Source organism: Caulobacter segnis, assembly GCF_023935105.1.
GTDB classification, from domain to species: Bacteria; Pseudomonadota; Alphaproteobacteria; order Caulobacterales; family Caulobacteraceae; genus Caulobacter; species Caulobacter segnis_B.
On the sequence record NZ_CP096040.1, the window covers coordinates 389046 to 407219 of the forward strand.

Genomic DNA, 18174 nt, shown 5'->3' on the forward strand with positions numbered 1-18174 from the left:
ACTGGACCGAAAAGAGGGGCGTGGCCGGGATCCTTAAGGGTCATGGCCACGCCCTTCGCCCATTGAAGACCGATATATTCAACTGACCATGTCGAAGACCGCCGCCATGACTCCGGACCACGTTTCGCCGGACACGACAGAGACCGCGCGCTGGCAGGACTACTTCCAGCTGATGAAGCCGCGCGTCATGTCGCTGGTGGTGTTCACCGGCCTGACGGGCCTCCTGGCCGCCCGCGCGCCGATCCACCCCGTGCTGGGCGCGATCGCGGTGCTGTGCATCGCCATCGGGGCCGGCGCCTCGGGCGCGCTGAACATGTGGTACGACGCCGACATCGACCGCCAGATGCGCCGCACGCGCGGACGCCCGGTCCCCGCCGGCAAGGTCAAGGGCGAGGAGGCCGCCTCGCTGGGCGTCGTGCTCTCGCTCTTGTCGGTGATGTTCCTGGGCTTCGCGATCAACTGGTTCGCGGCCGCCCTGCTGGCCTTCACCATCGTCTTTTACGCCGTCGTCTACACGATGTGGCTCAAGCGCTGGACGGCGCAGAACATCGTGATCGGCGGCCTGGCCGGCGCCCTGCCGCCCGCCATCGGCTGGGCCGCGGCCACGGGCCACGCGCCTCTGAACGCCTGGCTGATGGTGGCCATCATCTTCTTCTGGACCCCGCCGCACTTCTGGGCCCTGTCGCTGTACGTCACCACCGACTACGCCAAGGCCGGCGTGCCGATGCTGCCGGTGGTCAAGGGCGCCAAGGAGACGCGCAAGCAGATCCTGCTCTATAGCCTGCTGCTGATCCCGGTCTGCCTGTCGCCGGTGCTGACCGGCCTGGGCGGCCCGATCTACCTGGCCGTGGCGGCCCTGGGCGGGGCGGTGTTCCTGATCCTGGCCTGGCGGGTGTTCACCAGCAAGGCCGGCGACGCGGCCGACCCCCGCGTGGCCGACCGGGCGCTCTACGACGTCACCGAGGACGAGAAGGCCGCGGGCTCGAAGGCCGCGCGCAACCTGTTCGCCTTTTCGATTCTCTATCTCTTCGCCCTGTTCGCCGCCCTGCTGGGCGAGGCGGTCGCCGGCGTGCATGCCCTGGAGCTGCTGAAGTGAACCAAGTTGTCGACGACAAGGCGGCGAAAGACGCCGCCAAGAAGGCGCGCGACGGGCGCAACGTCGCCCTGGCCCTCGGCCTGGTCGCCTTCGTGGTCCTGGTGTTCGTAGTCACCCTCGTGAGGCTCGGCGGCAATGTCGCGCACCCGCACTAAGAAACCGGATTCGGAACTGACCCCGCAGGAGCTGGCCGCCCGCCGCAACGGCAAGGTGGCTCTGATCTGCGTGGCGGCGTTCTTCGGCATGGTCGGCGCGGCCTATGCCGCCGTGCCGCTGTACAAGCTGTTCTGCCAGGCCACCGGCTTCGACGGCACCGTCCGCAAGGCCGAGGCCAAGCCGACCAAGATTCTGGACCGCAAGGTCACCATCCGCTTCGACGCCAACATCCGCGAGTTGCCCTGGCAATTCCAGACGATGCAGGCCAGCCAGGACGTTCGCATCGGCGACACGGGCCTGGCCTTCTTCAAGGTCACCAACCCCACCGACAAGCCGCAGACCGGCCGGGCGCTGTACAACGTGGTGCCGGAATCGGCGGGGCCGTATTTCCAGAAACTGGAGTGCTTCTGCTTCTCCAGCCAGACGATCCAGCCCCACCAGACGGTGGAATTCCCGGTCGTCTACTTCGTGGATCCCCAGTTCGCGGACGATCCCGAGACCAAGGACAGGAGCGAGATCACGCTCAGCTACACGTTCTTCCCGGCGGTGGGAGACGACAAGAACGGCAAAGTCGCGGCCGCGACGACGCCTCGCATCGTGGAACCCCTTGGCGGCAAGCCGTCGAGGGGGCTATAGCGTTTCACAACGATTTCGGCGCGGGGGGAACCACGACCGGGATCAGAGGGATATAAGGGTTAGCAGCAACATGGCCGGCGCCGTCAAACACGACTACCACATCCTTCCGCCCAGCCCCTGGCCGTTCGTCGGCTCGATGGCCGCAACGGTCATGGCCATCGGCCTGATCGGCTGGATCAAGGGCGGCGTCTTCGGCATCGAGAAGGGCAACTGGGCCATCTTCGCCGCCGGCATCGCCGGCGTGCTCTACACGATGTTCGGCTGGTGGTCGGACGTGGCCAAGGAAGCCAAAGCCGGCGACCACACCCCGGTCGTCTCGATCGGCCTGCGCTACGGCATGATCCTGTTCATCGCCTCGGAAGTGATGTTCTTCGTGGCGTGGTTCTGGATGTTCTTCGAGATGGCGCTGTTCCATCACCACCGCACCCTGTCGGCGATCGAGGAAGTCCGCACCGCCTGGGCCACCTGGCCGCCGGCCGGCGTCGAGACCGTCTCGCCCTGGCACCTGCCGCTGGTCAACACCCTGACCTTGCTGCTGTCGGGCACGACCGTGACCTGGGCCCACCATGCCCTGCAGGTCGGCGACCGCAAGGGCGCCAAGTGGGGCCTGATCCTGACCATCCTGCTGGGCGCGCTGTTCACGACCATCCAGGTCTATGAATACGCCCACATCAACCACGAGCAGCTGTTCTACTCGGAAGCCGCCGCCAATTCGGGCCTGTACGGGTCGACCTTCTTCCTGGCCACCGGCTTCCACGGCTTCCACGTGTTCGTCGGCACGGTCTTCCTGATCGTCTGCCTGATCCGCCTGATGAACGGCGCCTTCACGCCCAAGCAGCACTTCGGCTTCGAAGCGGCCGCCTGGTACTGGCACTTCGTCGACGTGGTCTGGCTGTTCCTGTTCGCGTTCATCTACGTGATCTTCGGGGCCTCGGCCCACTAAGATCGAGAGATCAGAGGGGCCCGGAACGCCGACCAGCGTTCCGGGCCTTTTTCGTTTTCGGGAGGTCCTCGTGACCAAGACCAACCCCTACGCGGCCGGCGCGCGCGGCCTGTGCCCGAACTGCGGCGAGGGCCATCTGTTCGACGGCTTTCTGAAGGTCGCGCCGCGCTGCGAGGCCTGCGGCTTCGAGCTGGGCAAGTTCGAGACCGGCGACGGGGCGGCCACCTTCGTGATCCTGATCGCCGGAGCGATCTGCGCGTTCGGGGCGCTGTTCTCGATGTTCGCCTGGAACTGGCCGGTCTGGGCCCTGCTGATCGTCTGGCTGCCGGCGGTGCTGGTCATCACCCTGGGTCTGATGCGACCCGCCAAGGGCCTGATGGTCGCCGCCCAGATCGCCCAGAAGGCTTCGGAAGCCGGCCGCGACCATGTCTGAACCCAAGAGCACGAAGCCCGGCTTTCCGGTTGGCCTGACGATCGCCACGGGGATCGCCTTCGCCATCCTGTGCGGCCTGGGGACCTGGCAGATCCAGCGCCTGCACTGGAAGGAAGGCGTGCTCGCGAGGATCGAGGCCCTGAAGACCGCGCCGGCCTTGCCGCTGATCCAGGTGCTGACGGCCGACGCGCGGCCCGAGGACCTGGCCTGGACCCGGGTCAGCGTCGACTGCGGCGATGTCGGCGGACCGCCGATGCCGCTGGCCTATGGCGTCCGCGACGGTGACGTGGTCTGGCGCGCCCAGTCGCCCTGCGCCGTCCTGGCGGGACCCTACACGATGATCCTGGTGGACCGCGGCGTCGTTCCGGCGCTGACGGGGCAGGTCGCGCCGCCGCCGCGATCCTTCGACGCGCCGCGCCGGGTCATCGGCGTGCTGACGCCGATCAAGCAGCTGGGCGGCGACCGCGCCGAGGTGCTGAAGCGCTTTCCCGGCCGCAAGGCCGCGCCGTTGGTGCTGATGGCCGAAAGGGAGACGCCCGCGCCGGCCGGAATCACCCCCGCGCCGCTGCCGGCAGAAATTTCCAATCGGCACCTGGAATACGCTCTTACGTGGTTCGGTCTTGCCGTAACCCTGCTGTTTATCTATGCCGCCATGCTCTGGCGGAGACTGAGACCCTGATGCGCTACGTTTCGACCCGCGGCCAGTCCGCGTCCATCGGCTTCCTGGATGCGGTGCTGGCCGGCCTGGCCCCCGACGGCGGCCTGTACGTGCCCGCCGAGTGGCCCAGCTTCACGGCCAAGGAAATCGCCGCCTTCGCCGGCAAGCCCTACGCCCAGGTGGCCGCCGCCGTGGTCGGCAAGTTCGTCGGCGACGACATCCCGACCGCCGACCTGGCCGAGATGTGCGAGGAGGCCTATGCGACCTTCGCCCACACCGCCGTCACGCCCATCAAGCAACTGACGCCGAACCGTTACCTGCTGGAGCTGTTCCACGGCCCGACGCTGGCGTTCAAGGACGTGGCGATGCAGCTCTTGGGCCGCCTCTACGACTACGTGCTGGAGCGCCAGTCGCGGAAGATGACCATCATCTGCGCGACCTCGGGTGACACCGGCGGCGCGGCCGTCGAAGCGTTCCGAGGCCGCAAGAACGCCCGCATCGTCGCCCTCTTCCCGGAAGGCCGCATCAGCGAGGTGCAGCGCCGGTTCATGACCACGGCGGCCGACGCCAATGTCGCCTGCGTCTCGATCCTGGGCTCGTTCGACGACTGCCAGCACATCGTCAAGCAGGCCTTCCAGGACGACCAGTTCCGCCACGCGGTCGACCTGTCGGGTGTCAACTCGATCAACTGGGCGCGGATCGCGGCCCAGAGCGTCTACTACTTCACCTCGGCCGTGGCCCTGGGCGCGCCCGAGCGCGAGGTCGCCTTCGTGGTGCCGACCGGCAATTTCGGCGACGCCTACGCCGCCTTCGTCGCCAGGAAGCTGGGCTTGCCGATCCACTCGGTGACCGCCGCCACCAACTCCAACGACATCCTGGCCCGCGCCATCGAGACGGGCCGCTATGCGCGTGGCGCGGTGGCCGCGACTCAGAGCCCGGCCATGGACATCCAGGTCGCGTCGAACTTCGAGCGCCTCTATTTCGAAGCCGTCCGCCGCGACGGCACCGAGACGGCCCGCGCCTTCCGCGCCTTCGCCGATACCGGCCTGCTGGACATTCCGCCGGGCGCCCACGCCTGGATGCGCGAGCTGTTCCGTGGCGCGTCGGTCAGCGAGGCCGACACGGCCAAGACCATGCTCTCGACCCTGAACGAGACCGGCGAGGTCATCGACCCGCACACCGCCGTCGGTCTCGCCGCCGCCGTGAGCGTGGACGTCCCGGCCTCGGTCCCGGTGGTCGTGCTCTCGACCGCCCACCCGGCCAAGTTCCCCGAGGCGGTCCAGGCCGCCACGGGCCTGCTGCCCGCGACCCCGCGCGCCACGCCCGACCTCTCCAAGAAGCCGGAAAAGTTCGAGCGCCTGCCGGCCGATGGTTCGTCGGTGAAGGCCTTCGTCCGCACCTTCGCGGCCAATAGCTGAGCGAAAGCTGGCGTTTAGGGTCATGAGGCACTAGATACCGCGCCTCATGACCGCTTCCTTGCGCACTCTCCCCAATGGCGTCCGCGTCGTCTGCGACCCGATGCCGGGCCTCGAAACCCTGGCCCTGACCGTGGTGGCCGGACGCGGGGCGGCCTACGAGGACCCGGCGCGCTCGGGCTGGTCGCACCTGCTGGAGCACATGGTGTTCAAGGGCGCGGGCGGCCGCTCGGCCCGCGACATCGTCGAGGTCATCGAGAATCAGGGCGGCTCGATCAACGCCGCCACCGGCTACGAGCGCACCAGCTTCCAGGTCCGCGCTCTCAAGGGCGGTCTCGACCTGGGCATGGACGTCATCGCCGACCTGGTTCGCCGTCCCACCCTGGATCCGGCCGACCTGACCCGCGAGAAGCAGGTCGTCGCCCAGGAGATCGCCGAGGCCGCCGACGCGCCCGACGACTACGTCTTCGACCTGATCCAGCGCGCCAGCTGGGGCGACCACCCGGTGGGCCGGCCGATCCTGGGCAGCGACGAGACCGTCGAGGCCGCCACGGTCGAGGCCCTGTCCGACTGGCGCGCCCAGCTCTACGCCGCCGACCGCCTGGTGGTCAGCGCCACGGGCGCGGTCGACGAGGCTGAGCTGATGGCGGCGGCCGAACGCGCCTTCGGCGACCTGCCGGCCGCGCCTGGCGCGCCCGTGCCGACGCCCGCGACCTTCGTCGGCGGGCCCCAGGCCGAGGCCCGCAAGCTGGAGCAGGCGCATCTGGTGTTCATGCTGCCCGCCTGCGGCTCGCGGCACGACGACTACTTCGCCCTGCGCATCTTCGCCGAGACCCTGGGCGGTGGCATGTCCTCGCGCCTGTTCCAGGAAGCGCGCGAGAAGCGCGGTCTCGCCTACAATATCGACGCCTATGCCGACACCTACGCCGACCATGGCGGCCTGGGCGTCTATGCCGGCTGCGCGGCCGGCGACGCGATCGAGACCGCCAAGGTCTGCGCCGAGGAAGTCGCCAAGCTGGCCCAGCGCATCGACGAGGCCGAACTGGCCCGCGCCAAGGCCCAGCTGAAGGCCCACATGTTCATGGCGCGCGAACAACCCCTGTCCCGGGCCGAGCAGGGCGCGGGGCAGGTGCTGCTGTTCGACCGTCTCTATCCGCCGTCGGAGCTGGCGACCGAGGTCGACGCGGTCACGTCCGCCGATGTCGCGCGCCTGGGCCAGCGGCTGCTGAGCGGCCAGGCCGCCACCGCCGTGCTCGGGGCCAAGTCGGCGCTGAAGGCCGGCGAGGTCTTCGCCAAGACGTTGTCCTCCAAGGCCTGAGTTGGAAGGTGCGGCCGTGACTGTCCTGCTGCCGTTCCTGAAACCCCGGCCCCGTCTTCGCCTCGAGGGGCGCGAGGTCTATCTCCGTCCGCCGCGCCCCGGCGACCATCGCCCCTGGGCGACCCTACGCGCCAAGTCTCGGCCGTTCCTGGAACCTTGGGAGCCGACTTGGCCGGAGCATGACCTGACCCGCGCGGCCTTCCGCGCCCGCCTGTCGGCCTATGCCCGTGAACTGGAGCTGGGCGAGGCCTATCCGTTCTTCATCTTCCGCCGCGCCGACGACGCCCTGATCGGCGCCGTGCGGCTTTTTCATGTGCGGCGTGGCGTCGCTCAGACCGGCTCGATCGGTTACTGGATCGGTCAGCCATTCACGCGCCAGGGCTACATGCGCGACGCGGTCGAGGTCGTGATCCGCTTTGCTTTCAAGGGTCTGGATCTACACAGACTTGAAGCCGCCTGCATGCCGGAAAACCAGGCTTCAGCCGCGCTTTTGCTGAAATGCGGGTTTTTGGAGGAAGGATACGCGCCCGCTTATTTGAAAATTAACGGCGGTTGGCGAGATCATCGTCTGTTCGGCATGGTCGCGCCCGAGTAAGCGCTGGAGACCGCCGCCGACGGTTTTGGGACGGGCATGTCTTTTCGTACCGGTGAGCGACGGATCTGGGACACCACCGCCACGCTTGAAGCGTTGGGCGGGGCCGACGTCGCGCTATGGATCTGGGAGCCCGAAGCCGATCGCCTGCGCCTGAACGGCGCCGCCAGGGCCTTGGGCCTTGGGCCGCTGGCCCCCGAGTGCTCGTCCGCCGCCTTCCGGGCCCTGGCTCTGCCACAGGATCGCGCCCAGGCCGAGGAAGTCCTCAAGACCCGTGAGCCGGGTTCCGAAGTCATCGCCCGCTTCCGCGTGCGCGGCGGCGACATCTGTCTCTGGCGCGGCGTCTGGCTGGAGGAGGGCGTCCGCGCCGCCGGCGTCGTCGCCCCTGAAACGAAATTCACCGCCTCCGAGCGCTGCGAGCTGACGGGTCTCCTCGATCGCCGGGGCTTCATCGCCCGCGCCCGCGAGCGTCTGCGCCGGAACGGCGTGCACGAACTGGTGGTGGCCGACCTGGATCGCCTGCGCCGCCTGAACGAGGCCCTGGGGCACGAGCGCGCCGACCTGGTGCTGGCCGCGCTGGGCTCGCGCCTGGCCGCCGCCTTCCCGGCCGAGGCGGTGATGGGCCGCATCGGCGAGGACGAGTTCGCCGTGCTGTGCGAACCCAAGGGCTATGAGCCGGCCGAGGTGCTGCGCCAGGCCCTGGAGCAGCCGCTGCGCGTGGCCGGCTTCGACATCCATCCGACCCTGTCGATCGGAGCAGTCTCGGCCGAGGGCGGGCTGGATGCGCCTGACGCGGCCGAGCTGCTGCGCCGCGCCGAGCTGGCCGTCGAGGCCGCCGCCGCCGCCGGTCGTGGCGGGGCCGCCGCCTATGGCCGCTCGATGGAGACCGACGGCCTGTCGCGCCTGGCGCTGGAGGCCGACCTGCGCGGCGCCATCGGCCGAGGCGAGATCACCCCGTACTTCCAGCCCGTCGTGCGCCTGTCGACCGGCGCCCTGTCGGGCTTCGAGGCCCTGGCCCGCTGGATCCACCCGCGCCGGGGCATGCTGCCGCCGGACGAGTTCCTGCCGCTGATCGAAGAGATGGGGCTGATGAGCGAGCTGGGGGCGCACATGATGCACACCTCGGCCAAGCAACTGGCCACCTGGCGCGACGCCCACCCGGCGATGGGCGCCCTGACCGTCAGCGTCAACCTGTCGACCGGCGAGATCGATCGTCCGGGCCTGGTCGCCGACGTGGCCGAGACCCTGCGCGTCAACCGCCTGCCGCGCGGCGCCCTGAAGCTGGAAGTCACCGAGAGCGACATCATGCGTGACCCCGAGCGGGCCGCGGTGATCCTGCGCACCCTGCGCGAGGCCGGCGCCGGCCTGGCGCTGGACGACTTCGGCACCGGCTTCTCGTCGCTGTCGTACCTGACGCGCCTGCCGTTCGACACGCTGAAGATCGACCGCTACTTCGTCCGCACCATGGGCAGCAACGCTGGCTCGGCCAAGATCGTCCGCTCGGTCGTCAAGCTGGGCCAGGATCTGGACCTGGAGGTCGTCGCCGAAGGCGTCGAGAACGCCGAGATGGCCCGCCTGCTGCAGACCCTGGGCTGCGACTACGGCCAGGGCTTCGGCTACGCCCCGGCCCTGTCGCCGCAGGAGGCCGAGGTCTATCTGAACGAGGCCTATGTCGACGGCGCCGCGCCGGTGAAGGCGCGGGGTTAGCCAAGAGGGTCTAAGCCCGTCCCGCCGTCGCCGACAGGTGATCGGCCGTGATCCCCAGCTTGGCCAGGGCCCGGGTCCATTTGTGCTCGTGGTCCTCGTCGAACAGCAGGCCCTCGTCGGCGTCGCAGATCAGCCAGATGTTGTCGCGCAGCTCCTGCTCCAGCTGCCCCGGGCCCCAGCCGGCATAGCCCAGCGCCAGGACCGCCTTGCGCGGGCGCTTGAGGGCGCTGGCCATGGCGTCCAGCACGTCGCGGGTGGCGGTCAGGCCCACGCCATCGGCCACCGGTAGCGTCGAGTCCGGCGAGTTGAAGTCGTCGGTGTGCAGGACGAAACCCCGCTCGCGTTCGATCGGCCCGCCCAGCAGGACCAGGTCGCCCGGCGCCTGGATGTCGGACTTGACGCCCAACCGCTCCAACAGCTCGAACACCGTCAGGCCCTCGACCGGACGGTTCACCGCCACGCCCATGGCCTGCTCCTCGTCATGGGCGCAGAGATACAGCACCGTCCGCTCGAAGCGCGGATCGTCGATGCCCGGCATCGCCACCAGCAAGCGTCCGGTCAGGAACTCGCCGTCGTCTTCGCCATTGGGGTCGTCGTCTTCGAGGAAGCTGGCCATGGGCGGAGCATTGGCTTTCGGTGTGACGGTTTCAAGTCGAACAACGCGTCAAACCGTGCTTGGCGACCGCCTCGCCGAGGGATATTCGATCAGTCGCAATTCAATCGCACACACGAGGAAACACGGCCCATGGCGATCAAGGTTGGCGACACGCTGCCGGTGGCGACTTTCATGACCAGCACGGCCGAAGGGCCGGCGCCGATCACCAGCGACGATATCTTCAAGGGCAAGACCGTCGCCCTGTTCGCGGTTCCGGGCGCCTTCACCCCGACCTGCTCGGCCAAGCACCTGCCGGGCTTCAAGGAGAAGGCGGCCGAGCTGAAGGCCAAGGGCGTCGACACGATCGCCTGCGTCTCGGTCAACGACGTCTTCGTGATGAAGGCCTGGGGCAAGGACCAGGGCATCGACGGCGAGGTCTTGCTGCTGGCCGACGGCAACGGCGACTTCACCCGCGCGATCGGCCTGGACTTCGACGGGTCGAAGTTCGGCATGGGCCCGCGCTCGCAGCGCTATTCGCTGATCGCCAAGGACGGCGTCGTGACCCAGCTGAACGTCGAGGAAGCCGGCCAGTTCAAGGTCTCGTCGGCCGAGTACCTGCTGGAGCAGCTGTAAGCCCGTTCTCTCCTCCCCCGCGATGCGGGGGAGGAGAGTCCTTGGCTATTTCCCCACGATCGACCCGCGCAGCGCCAGGATCCGCTGGTTCAGCGCTTGCAACGCCTCGCCGTCCATGCCGGAGCGGTCCAGCAGCAGGTCGCCCAGGCAGGCCGAGCGCTCCAGCAGGGCGGCGCCGGCCTCGGTCATCGTCACCTCGACCTTGCGCTCGTCTTCCAGGCCGCGCCGGCGTTCGACAAGGCCGGCGGCCTCGAGGCGCTTCACCAGCGGCGTCACGGTGCTGGACTCCAGGTCCAGCCGCGCGGCGACGCCGCCGATGGTGAGGCCGTCGTTCTCGCCCAGAACGCTCAGCACCAGATACTGAGGGTAGGTCAGGCCCAGCTCATCGAGCAGGGGCTTGTAGGCTCGCGTGATCGCCATGCTGGTGGCGTACAGGGTGAAGCAGATCTGCTGATCCAAGGGGCGCATCTGCGGCGTCTCCATTTTTACTACCCCTTCCTTACCACGAAAAAAGATATCGCGATAAATAAAAGCGCTGGACACGGCCCCGGTTCGGGTTTAGTCATTTCATTATCGCGATAACGATTATCGCGGACAAGGAATGAGGATGATCATGAGCCAGTCGAACCAAGCTTCCCGCCGCGGCGTGATGACCGCCGGCTTCGGTCTCGCCGCCGTCGCGGCCGCCTCGGTCGATGCGACCGCCCAAGCCGCCGCCCAAAAACCCGCCGCTTCCAAGGGCGCCGGCAAGGACCGCGCCGGCAGCGGCTTCGTGACCACGCAGGACGGCGTCCAGATCTTCTACAAGGACTGGGGTCCCAAGGACGCCCAGCCGATCGTGTTCCACCACGGCTGGCCGTTGAGCGCCGACGATTGGGACGCCCAGATGCTGTTCTTCCTGGGACAGGGCTATCGCGTCATCGCCCACGACCGCCGGGGCCACGGCCGCTCGACCCAGAGCGACACCGGCAACGAGATGGACACCTACGCCGCTGACGTCATCGCCCTGGCCGACCACCTGGACCTGAAGAACGCCTTCCACGTCGGCCACTCGACCGGCGGCGGCGAGGCGATCCACTACGCGGCGCGCGCCAAGCCCGGCCGCGTGGGCAAGGTCGTGCTGATCGGCGCGGTGCCGCCGATCATGGTCAAGTCGGCCAAGAACCCGGGCGGGCTGCCGATCGAGGTCTTCGAGGGCTTCCGCACCGCCCTGGCCGCCAATCGCGCCCAGTTCTACAAGGAGATCCCGGCCGGGCCGTTCTATGGCTTCAATCGCGCCGGCGCCAAGGTCAGCCAGGGCCTGATCGACAACTGGTGGCGCCAGGGCATGGAAGGCGGCGCCAAGGCCCACTACGACTGCGTGAAGGCCTTCTCGGAAACCGACTTCACCGACGATCTCAAGACCGTCGACGTGCCCGTCTTCCTGATGCACGGCGAGGATGACCAGATCGTGCCGATCGCCGACAGCGCCCTGCTAGGTATCAAGCTGCTGAAGAAGGGCAAGCTGAAGACCTATCCGGGCCTGCCCCACGGCATGGCCTCGACCCATCCGGAGATCGTCAACGCCGACCTGCTGGCGTTCTTCAAGGCGTAGGAACGTCCTAACCCAAATGTGTCATCCCGGGCGGCGTAGCCGACCCGGGACCCAGGGGCCACGCGCAGTGCGGCGACCCCTGGGTCCCGGCTCTCCGCTTCACTACGGCCGGGATGACACGCGTTGTCTGTCTTAAGCTCCCAGCGTTTCCGGCGTCATCGCCTCGAAGTCCGCTGCGCCGATCATCACGCCGGCCGCCGCGCCCGGGACCTGGGCCAGCACGCTTTCCGCGAACACCCGCGCCAGGGCCCGCTTGCTCTCGGCCCAGGCCGCGTCGGCCTCGCCGGCGGCAGCGAGGGCGCCCTTGGCCAGCATCCAGCCGCCGACCACGTCGCCCAGCAGTTTCTGATAGGCCGTGGCCCCCGACAAGGCGTCCGGCATCGCCTTGGTCCGGCGCTCGATTAGCCAGGCGGTGGCCTGGGTCGCGGCGTCGAGGGCGGCTTCCAGGCGAAGGCCTACGGCCTTGAGATCGCCCGCCACCAGCGCCTCGACCGTGTCGCGGATGTCGTCCATCAGGTCGCCCAGCGCCTGGCCTTCGCCCAGCATCAGTTTGCGGCCCACCAGATCGATGGCCTGAATGCCGTTGGTGCCTTCGTAGATCGGGGCGATGCGGGCGTCGCGATAGTGCTGGGCCGCGCCGGTCTCCTCGATGAAGCCCATGCCGCCGTGGATCTGCAGCCCTTGCGAGGCCACCCAGACGCCGACGTCGGTCGACCAGGCCTTGGCGATCGGGGTCAGCAGCTCCTCACGCAGCTTGGCGGCGGTGCGGGTCGCCTCGTCGGGGGCGGCGCGCGACAGGTCGGCGGCGACGGCGGTCGACAGGCAGATGCCGCGCGCGGCCTCGATATGGGCCTTCATCAGCACCAGCGTACGGCGGACGTCCGGGTGGTCGAAGATCCGGGTCGGGCTGGCGCCCGTCCAGGCCGAGCGGCCCTGGACGCGCTCCTGGCTGAACGCCAGCGCCTGCTGATAGGCGCGCTCGGCGATGGCGGTCCCCTGCGTCCCGACCTGCAGGCGCGCGGCGTTCATCATCGTGAACATATTGGGCAGGCCTTGGCCCAGGCCCCCGACCAGTTCGGCCTTGGCCCCCTCGAACAGCATCACGCAGGTGGGTGAGCCGTGGATGCCCAGCTTGTGCTCCAGCCCGCCGACGCGCAGGGCGTTGTGCTCGCCCAGCGCGCCGTCGGCGTCGACCAGCACCTTGGGGGCCAGGAACAGCGAGATCCCCTTCACGCCGGGCGGGGCGTCGGGCGTGCGGGCCAGAACCAGATGGACGATATTGTCGGCCGCGTCGTGGTCGCCCCAGGTGATGAAGATCTTCTGGCCGGTGATCTTCCAGCCGCCGTCGCCATCGGGGGTGGCCACCGTCGTCAGCGCCGCCAGGTCCGAGCCGGCCTGGGGTTCGGTCAGGTTCATGGTGCCGGTCCATTCGCCCGAGACCAGCTTGGGCAGGTAGGTCGCCTTCTGGTTGTCGCTGCCGTGGTGCTCCAGAGCCTCGATCGCGCCCAGGCTCAGCATCGGGCACAGGCCGAAGGCCATGTTGGCGGCCTGGACCATCTCCAGCACCGCCACCTCCAGCGTCTTGGGCAGACCTTGGCCGCCGTGCTCGACCGGCGCGGCCAGGCTGGCCCAGCCGCCTTGCGCGAACTGCTTGTAGGCGTCTGCGAAACCCGGCGCGCTGCGCACCACGCCGTTCTCCAACCTGGCGCCGACCAGGTCGCCCTGGCGGTTCAGCGGGGCCAGCACGTCGGCGGCGAAGGCTCCGGCCGCTTCCAGCACCGCCGCCACCGTGTCGGCGTCGGCCTCGGGGAAGGCGTCGGCCAGCCGCCCGAAATCCGCCGCATGGCGCAGCGAGAAGGCGAGGTCGCGAACGGGGGCGCGGTAGGTCATGGCCGGGGAACTCCAAAAATCTCGGCCACTGTTTAGGCGGGGTGACGCGACGTCACCAAGTCGGCCACAGCTTTCTATGCGAGATCACGGCCTCGTGATCTTCCAGCCCTTCAACCGTATGGCTTAGTTCCTAAGTCCGGAAAACCGTAACTGGTGCTGTTTTAGTTCTGGAGCTCCCAACCGATGATCCGTCCCTACGCCTATGCCGCGCTCGCCGTGGCCCTCTTCACGGCCCCCGCCGCGCTGGCCGCGCCGGGCGTCTCGTCGACCAAGCCGGCCGATCTGCCGGCCGGCCACTACGTGCTGGACAAGACCCACGCCGTGCTGACCGCCAAGCTCAAGCACATGGGTTTCTCGAACTACACCCTGCGCTTCACCAAGCTGGACGCCGACTTCACCTATGATCCCAAGGCTCCGGAAGCCTCGAAGATCAACGTCACGGTCGATCCGGCCTCGCTAGACACCGCCACCGGCGCCGACGCCTTCGGCCTGAAGTTCAACAAGGAACTGATCGGCGACGGCTGGCTGGAAGCGGCCAAGTATCCGACCATCACTTTCGTCTCGACGGCGGTGAATGTCGGCGACGGCCAGCACGGCTCGGTGACCGGCGACCTGACCTTCCACGGCGTGACCAAGCCGGTCGTGCTGGACGTCACCTTCAACGGCGTCGGCTCGGGCATGAACCCTCTGCAGACCCGCACGGGCTTCTCGGCCACCACGACGATCAAGCGCTCGGACTTCGGCGTGGGCAAGTATGTCCCGCTGATCAGCGACGACGTGACCTTGAACATCGAGGTCGAGTTCGAAAAGAAGTAAGCGCGACAATCGATCTGGGAGATGTCCATGGCCGCGAGCCGGACGCGTTACACGACGGTGGCGATCGTCATCCACTGGCTGATCGCCGCGGCCATCATCTTCCAGATCATCCTGGGCTGGCGCATGGGCGATGGTCCCAAGGGACCGACCACCTACGCCCTGTTCCAGCTGCACAAGTCGATCGGCATCACCATCCTGCTGCTCAGCCTGCTGCGGCTGGCATGGCGGCTGTTCAACAAGCCGCCGCTCGCCCCCGCGGGGCAGCCGAAGTGGGAGCAGCTCGCGTCGAAGCTGGTCCATGTCGGCTTCTACGTCATCATGATCGGCCTGCCGCTGACCGGCTGGATCCTGGTCTCGGCCAGCCGCGTGCCGATCCCGACCCTGCTGTACGGCGTCGTTCCCTGGCCACACATTCCGGGTATTCCGGAACTGGCCGCCGGCCCCAAGCACGTCTGGCATGAGATCGGCGAGCTGGGCCACGGCGTGCTGGTCAAGGTCACCTATCTTCTGCTGGCCCTGCACCTGGGCGCGGTGGCCAAGCACCAGATCCTCGACAAGGACGATGTGTTCGGAAACATGGCGCCCGGCGCCAAGCCGGGTCTGAAGGAGCCGCGCGCCTGGCTGGCCGCCGCCGGTCTCGCCGCCGTGGTCGCCGCGGGCTATCTCTACACCCCGGCCGTGAAGGCCAAGCCTGCCGCGCCCGCGCCGGCCGCTGAACTGGCCCCAGCAGAGATGCCGGCGCCGACGGCGCCCACCGCCACCTCGCCCACGGAAGCCGCCGCTCCTGCCGCGCCCGAGGCGGTCGCTCCCGAAGCCGCCCTCAAGGATCCGGTCGCCTGGGCCGTCCAGAAGGGCTCGACCCTCGGCTTCACGGCAAGCTGGTCGGGCAGCGCCATCGAAGGCCAGTTCAAGACCTGGAAGGGCGACATCCTGTTCTCGCCCGAGGCCCTGGACCGCTCGAAGGTCACGGTGAGCATCGACATGGCCTCGGCCGCCACGGGCGACGCCCAGCGCGACGAGAGCCTGCCCAGCGGCGACTTCTTCGACACCGCCGAGCATCCGAAGGCCGTCTTCACCGCGACCAAGTTCCGCAAGACCGGGACGGACAAATACGTCGCCGAAGGGACCCTGGACCTGCGCGGCGTGAAAAAGCCGCTCAGCCTGCCCTTCAGCCTGAAGATCGACGGCGACACGGCGACCGCGCGCGGTGTAACCACCCTGGACCGGACGACGTTCGGAGTGGGACAGGGCGAATGGGCGTCGACGGATCAGATCGCGGCGAAGGTGCAGGTCAGCTTCTCGCTGACGGCGAAGCGCAAATAAGCCTTCGCCAAGCGGAAATAGCCGCGGCCGCCGACGCCTTGCGCGCCGGCGGGCTGGTCCTGCTGCCGACCGAGACGGTCTATGGGCTCGGCGCCGACGCCGCCAATCCGGCGGCCGTGGCCGCGATCTTCGAGGCCAAGGGACGGCCGCGCTTCAACCCGCTGATCGCCCACGTCGCCGACCTGGAGACCGCCGCGCGGATCGCCCAGCTCGACGACCGCGCCTACGCCTTGGCCCGGGCGTTCTGGCCCGGCCCTCTGACCATCGTCGCGCCGATCCGGGATGCGAACGCCGTCTGTGATCTGGCCCGCGCGGGCCTGGACACCGTGGCCATTCGCGTGCCGGGCCATCCTGTCTCGCACGCGGTGCTCGAGGCGTTCGGCGGCGCGGTCGTGGCCCCCTCGGCCAACCGTTCGGGCCGGCCCAGTCCCACCACCTTCGCCGACGCCGTGGCCGAGACCGGCGACAAGGCCGCCGCCGCCCTGGATGGCGGGCCCTGCGCGGTGGGTCTGGAGTCCACCGTCGTCTCGGTGCTGGAGGGCCAGCCGCGCCTGCTGCGGCCCGGCGCCGTGACCCGGGTCCAGCTGCAACAGATCGTCGGCCCGCTGGCGGAAGCCGATGACGACGCCAAGCGCTCGCCGGGTCGCCTGGCCCTGCACTACGCGCCCGACGCGCCGGTGCGGATCAACGCCAAGGCGCCGGAGGCCGGCGAGGCCTATCTGGCGTTCGGCGGCGGCGCCGGCGGCGAGCGGGTGTTCAATCTCAGCCCCACGGGCGATCTCGCCGAGGCCGCCGCCAACCTGTTCTCGTTCCTGCGCGCCGCCGATCGCACCAAACCCTCGGCCATCGCCGTCGCCCCGATTCCGGAAGACGGCCTGGGCGAGGCGATCAACGACCGCCTGCGCCGCGCGGCGGGGTTCATCGGCTGACTTTCGAGGCGTATGATCCGACCATGACCAAGCCTGTTCCCGCAGATGTCGTTTCCCGCCTGAAGGCCGTGCTCGGCGAAGGCGGCTGGAGTCAGGATCCCGAAGTTATCGGACCCAAGCTGGTCGAGTGGCGGGGCCGCTGGAAGGGCGAGACGCCGCTGCTGGTCACCCCGCGTACGACCGCCGAGGTCGCCGCCGTGGTCGGGATCTGCGCCGCCGAGGGCGTGGCGATCACCCCCAGGGCGGCAATACCGGCCTGGTCGCCGGCCAGATCCCGCACGGCGAGATCCTGCTGTCGACCCAGAAGCTGACGGCCATCCGCGACGTCGACCCGATCGACGACGCCATGGTGCTGGAGGCCGGCGTCACCCTGTACGAGGCTCACCAGCAGGCCGCCAAGGTTGGCCGCCGCTTTACGGTCGGCGTGGCCTCGGAAGGCTCGTGCACGATCGGCGGCCTGATCTCGACCAACGCCGGCGGCACGGCCGTCCTGCGCTATGGCATGATGCGCGAGCAGGTGCTGGGCATCGAGGCGGTGCTGCCCAACGGCGAGATCTGGAATGGCCTCAAGCGCCTGCGCAAGGACAATACCGGCTACGACCTCAAGCAGCTGCTGATCGGCGCGGAGGGCACGCTGGGCGTGGTCACCGCCGCCGCGCTGAAGCTGCACGCGCCGCTGGCCTCGCGAGCTGTGGCCATCGTCGGCCTGGGCTCGCCGGCCGACGCCATCCAGCTGCTGGCCCGGGCCAAGGACGAGACGGGCGGGGCGGTCGAGGCCTTCGAACTGATGGGCCGGTTGGGATTCGAGCTCACCGTTCGCAACGTGCCGGGCCTGCGCGACCCGCTGCCGACCGAGCATCCCTGGTACGTGCTGATCGAGATCGCCAGCGGCGAGCCCGGCGCGGCCGAGGCGGCGCTGGAGCGGCTGCTGACCGGCGCCCTGGAGCGTGGCCTGATCGCCGACGCGGCCGTGGCCCAGACCGAGACCCAGATGAAGGCCTTCTGGCATATCCGCGAGGGCCACTCGGCGGGCCAGAAGCCCGAGGGCGCGGTCTGGAAGCACGACGTCAGCGTGCCGGTCTCCAAGATCCCCGACTTCATCGGCCAGGCCAACGCGGCGATCCAAAAGGCCTTTCCCGGGACGCGCATCGTCGCCTTCGGCCACGTCGGCGACGGCAATGTCCACTACGACGTGCTGAAGGCCCCGGGCGGCGACGACGACGCCCACGACGCCCTGCGCGAGGCGGGTGCTCGGATCGTCCACGACATCACCGCGACCTTCTCGGGCTCGATCAGCGCCGAGCATGGCCTGGGGGCGATGAAGACGGCCGAGGCCCTGGCCTACAAGGATCCGATCGAGGTCTCGGCCCTGCGAGCGATCCGGGGCGCGTTGGACCCCAAGCGGATCATGAACCCGAGAATCCTGTTCTGAAGGCGCCG

The 18174-nt window shown here is 68.9% G+C and carries 18 protein-coding genes and 1 pseudogene; 16 read left to right on the forward strand and 3 right to left on the reverse strand.

Going from position 1 to position 18174, the window contains the following annotated elements; all coding sequences use genetic code 11:
- Window positions 1–88 precede the first annotated feature (88 nt).
- The 10 genes from cyoE (at window position 89) to MZV50_RS02015 (ending at window position 8954) form a co-directional block, all read left to right on the forward strand.
- Window positions 89–1096, forward strand: coding sequence for a heme o synthase (gene cyoE / locus MZV50_RS01970; RefSeq protein WP_252632759.1), 1008 nt, complete (start codon window positions 89–91; stop codon window positions 1094–1096).
- Window positions 1093–1251, forward strand: a complete 159-nt coding sequence (locus MZV50_RS01975) for a hypothetical protein (RefSeq protein WP_252632760.1) — start codon at window positions 1093–1095, stop codon at window positions 1249–1251. Before cyoE ends, MZV50_RS01975 begins: the two co-directional genes overlap by 4 nt.
- Window positions 1232–1888, forward strand: a complete 657-nt coding sequence (locus MZV50_RS01980) for a cytochrome c oxidase assembly protein (protein ID WP_252632761.1) — start codon at window positions 1232–1234, stop codon at window positions 1886–1888. The genes MZV50_RS01975 and MZV50_RS01980 overlap by 20 nt, the downstream gene beginning before the upstream one ends.
- Window positions 1889–1958: 70 nt before the next feature.
- Window positions 1959–2831 carry a cytochrome c oxidase subunit 3 gene (locus MZV50_RS01985; RefSeq protein ID WP_252632762.1) on the forward strand — a complete coding sequence of 291 codons (873 nt, stop codon included), beginning with the start codon at window positions 1959–1961 and terminating at the stop codon, window positions 2829–2831.
- Window positions 2832–2901: 70 nt separating this feature from the next.
- Window positions 2902–3264 carry a DUF983 domain-containing protein gene (locus MZV50_RS01990; RefSeq protein ID WP_252632763.1) on the forward strand — a complete coding sequence of 121 codons (363 nt, stop codon included), beginning with the start codon at window positions 2902–2904 and terminating at the stop codon, window positions 3262–3264.
- A complete protein-coding gene (locus tag MZV50_RS01995) occupies window positions 3257–3943 on the forward strand; it encodes an SURF1 family protein (protein ID WP_252632764.1) in 687 nt (228 codons plus the stop codon). Before MZV50_RS01990 ends, MZV50_RS01995 begins: the two co-directional genes overlap by 8 nt.
- Window positions 3943–5340, forward strand: a complete 1398-nt coding sequence (thrC, locus tag MZV50_RS02000) for a threonine synthase (RefSeq protein WP_252632765.1) — start codon at window positions 3943–3945, stop codon at window positions 5338–5340. Before MZV50_RS01995 ends, thrC begins: the two co-directional genes overlap by 1 nt.
- Window positions 5341–5386: 46 nt before the next feature.
- Window positions 5387–6655, forward strand: coding sequence for a M16 family metallopeptidase (locus MZV50_RS02005; RefSeq protein WP_252632766.1), 1269 nt, complete (start codon window positions 5387–5389; stop codon window positions 6653–6655).
- A 16-nt stretch (window positions 6656–6671) separates the two neighbouring features.
- A complete protein-coding gene (locus MZV50_RS02010; protein WP_252632767.1) occupies window positions 6672–7250 on the forward strand; it encodes a GNAT family N-acetyltransferase in 579 nt (192 codons plus the stop codon).
- A 36-nt stretch (window positions 7251–7286) separates the two neighbouring features.
- Entirely contained in the window at window positions 7287–8954 is a 1668-nt protein-coding gene (locus MZV50_RS02015) for a putative bifunctional diguanylate cyclase/phosphodiesterase (RefSeq protein ID WP_252632768.1), read from the forward strand.
- A gap of 10 nt (window positions 8955–8964) precedes the next feature.
- Here the strand turns inward: MZV50_RS02015 and MZV50_RS02020 are convergent, their stop codons facing one another.
- A complete protein-coding gene (locus MZV50_RS02020) occupies window positions 8965–9570 on the reverse strand; it encodes a YqgE/AlgH family protein (protein ID WP_252632769.1) in 606 nt (201 codons plus the stop codon).
- Window positions 9571–9699: 129 nt separating this feature from the next.
- On the opposite strand from MZV50_RS02020, the gene MZV50_RS02025 reads away from it, so the two are divergent.
- Complete coding sequence (locus MZV50_RS02025; protein ID WP_252632770.1) at window positions 9700–10182, forward strand: peroxiredoxin; 483 nt, start codon at window positions 9700–9702, stop codon at window positions 10180–10182.
- A gap of 45 nt (window positions 10183–10227) precedes the next feature.
- Here the strand turns inward: MZV50_RS02025 and MZV50_RS02030 are convergent, their stop codons facing one another.
- A complete protein-coding gene (locus MZV50_RS02030; protein WP_252632771.1) occupies window positions 10228–10650 on the reverse strand; it encodes a MarR family winged helix-turn-helix transcriptional regulator in 423 nt (140 codons plus the stop codon).
- A gap of 145 nt (window positions 10651–10795) precedes the next feature.
- On the opposite strand from MZV50_RS02030, the gene MZV50_RS02035 reads away from it, so the two are divergent.
- Window positions 10796–11776, forward strand: a complete 981-nt coding sequence (locus MZV50_RS02035) for an alpha/beta fold hydrolase (protein WP_252632772.1) — start codon at window positions 10796–10798, stop codon at window positions 11774–11776.
- A 132-nt stretch (window positions 11777–11908) separates the two neighbouring features.
- On the opposite strand, the gene MZV50_RS02040 is transcribed toward MZV50_RS02035, so the two are convergent.
- The gene (locus MZV50_RS02040) at window positions 11909–13666 is read right to left on the reverse strand and encodes an acyl-CoA dehydrogenase (RefSeq protein WP_252632773.1); all 1758 of its coding nucleotides are present in this window, start codon (window positions 13664–13666) and stop codon (window positions 11909–11911) included.
- 183 nt (window positions 13667–13849) lie between these two features.
- On the opposite strand from MZV50_RS02040, the gene MZV50_RS02045 reads away from it, so the two are divergent.
- The 4 genes and pseudogenes from MZV50_RS02045 (at window position 13850) to MZV50_RS02060 (ending at window position 18166) form a co-directional block, all read left to right on the forward strand.
- The gene (locus tag MZV50_RS02045; protein ID WP_252632774.1) at window positions 13850–14482 is read left to right on the forward strand and encodes a YceI family protein; all 633 of its coding nucleotides are present in this window, start codon (window positions 13850–13852) and stop codon (window positions 14480–14482) included.
- Between the two features lie 27 nt (window positions 14483–14509).
- Entirely contained in the window at window positions 14510–15805 is a 1296-nt protein-coding gene (locus MZV50_RS02050; protein WP_252632775.1) for a YceI family protein, read from the forward strand.
- Window positions 15736–16734, forward strand: a complete 999-nt coding sequence (locus tag MZV50_RS02055; protein WP_252632776.1) for an L-threonylcarbamoyladenylate synthase — start codon at window positions 15736–15738, stop codon at window positions 16732–16734. The genes MZV50_RS02050 and MZV50_RS02055 overlap by 70 nt, the downstream gene beginning before the upstream one ends.
- 23 nt (window positions 16735–16757) lie before the next feature.
- A pseudogene (locus MZV50_RS02060) lies at window positions 16758–18166 on the forward strand (FAD-binding oxidoreductase).
- Window positions 18167–18174 lie beyond the last annotated feature (8 nt).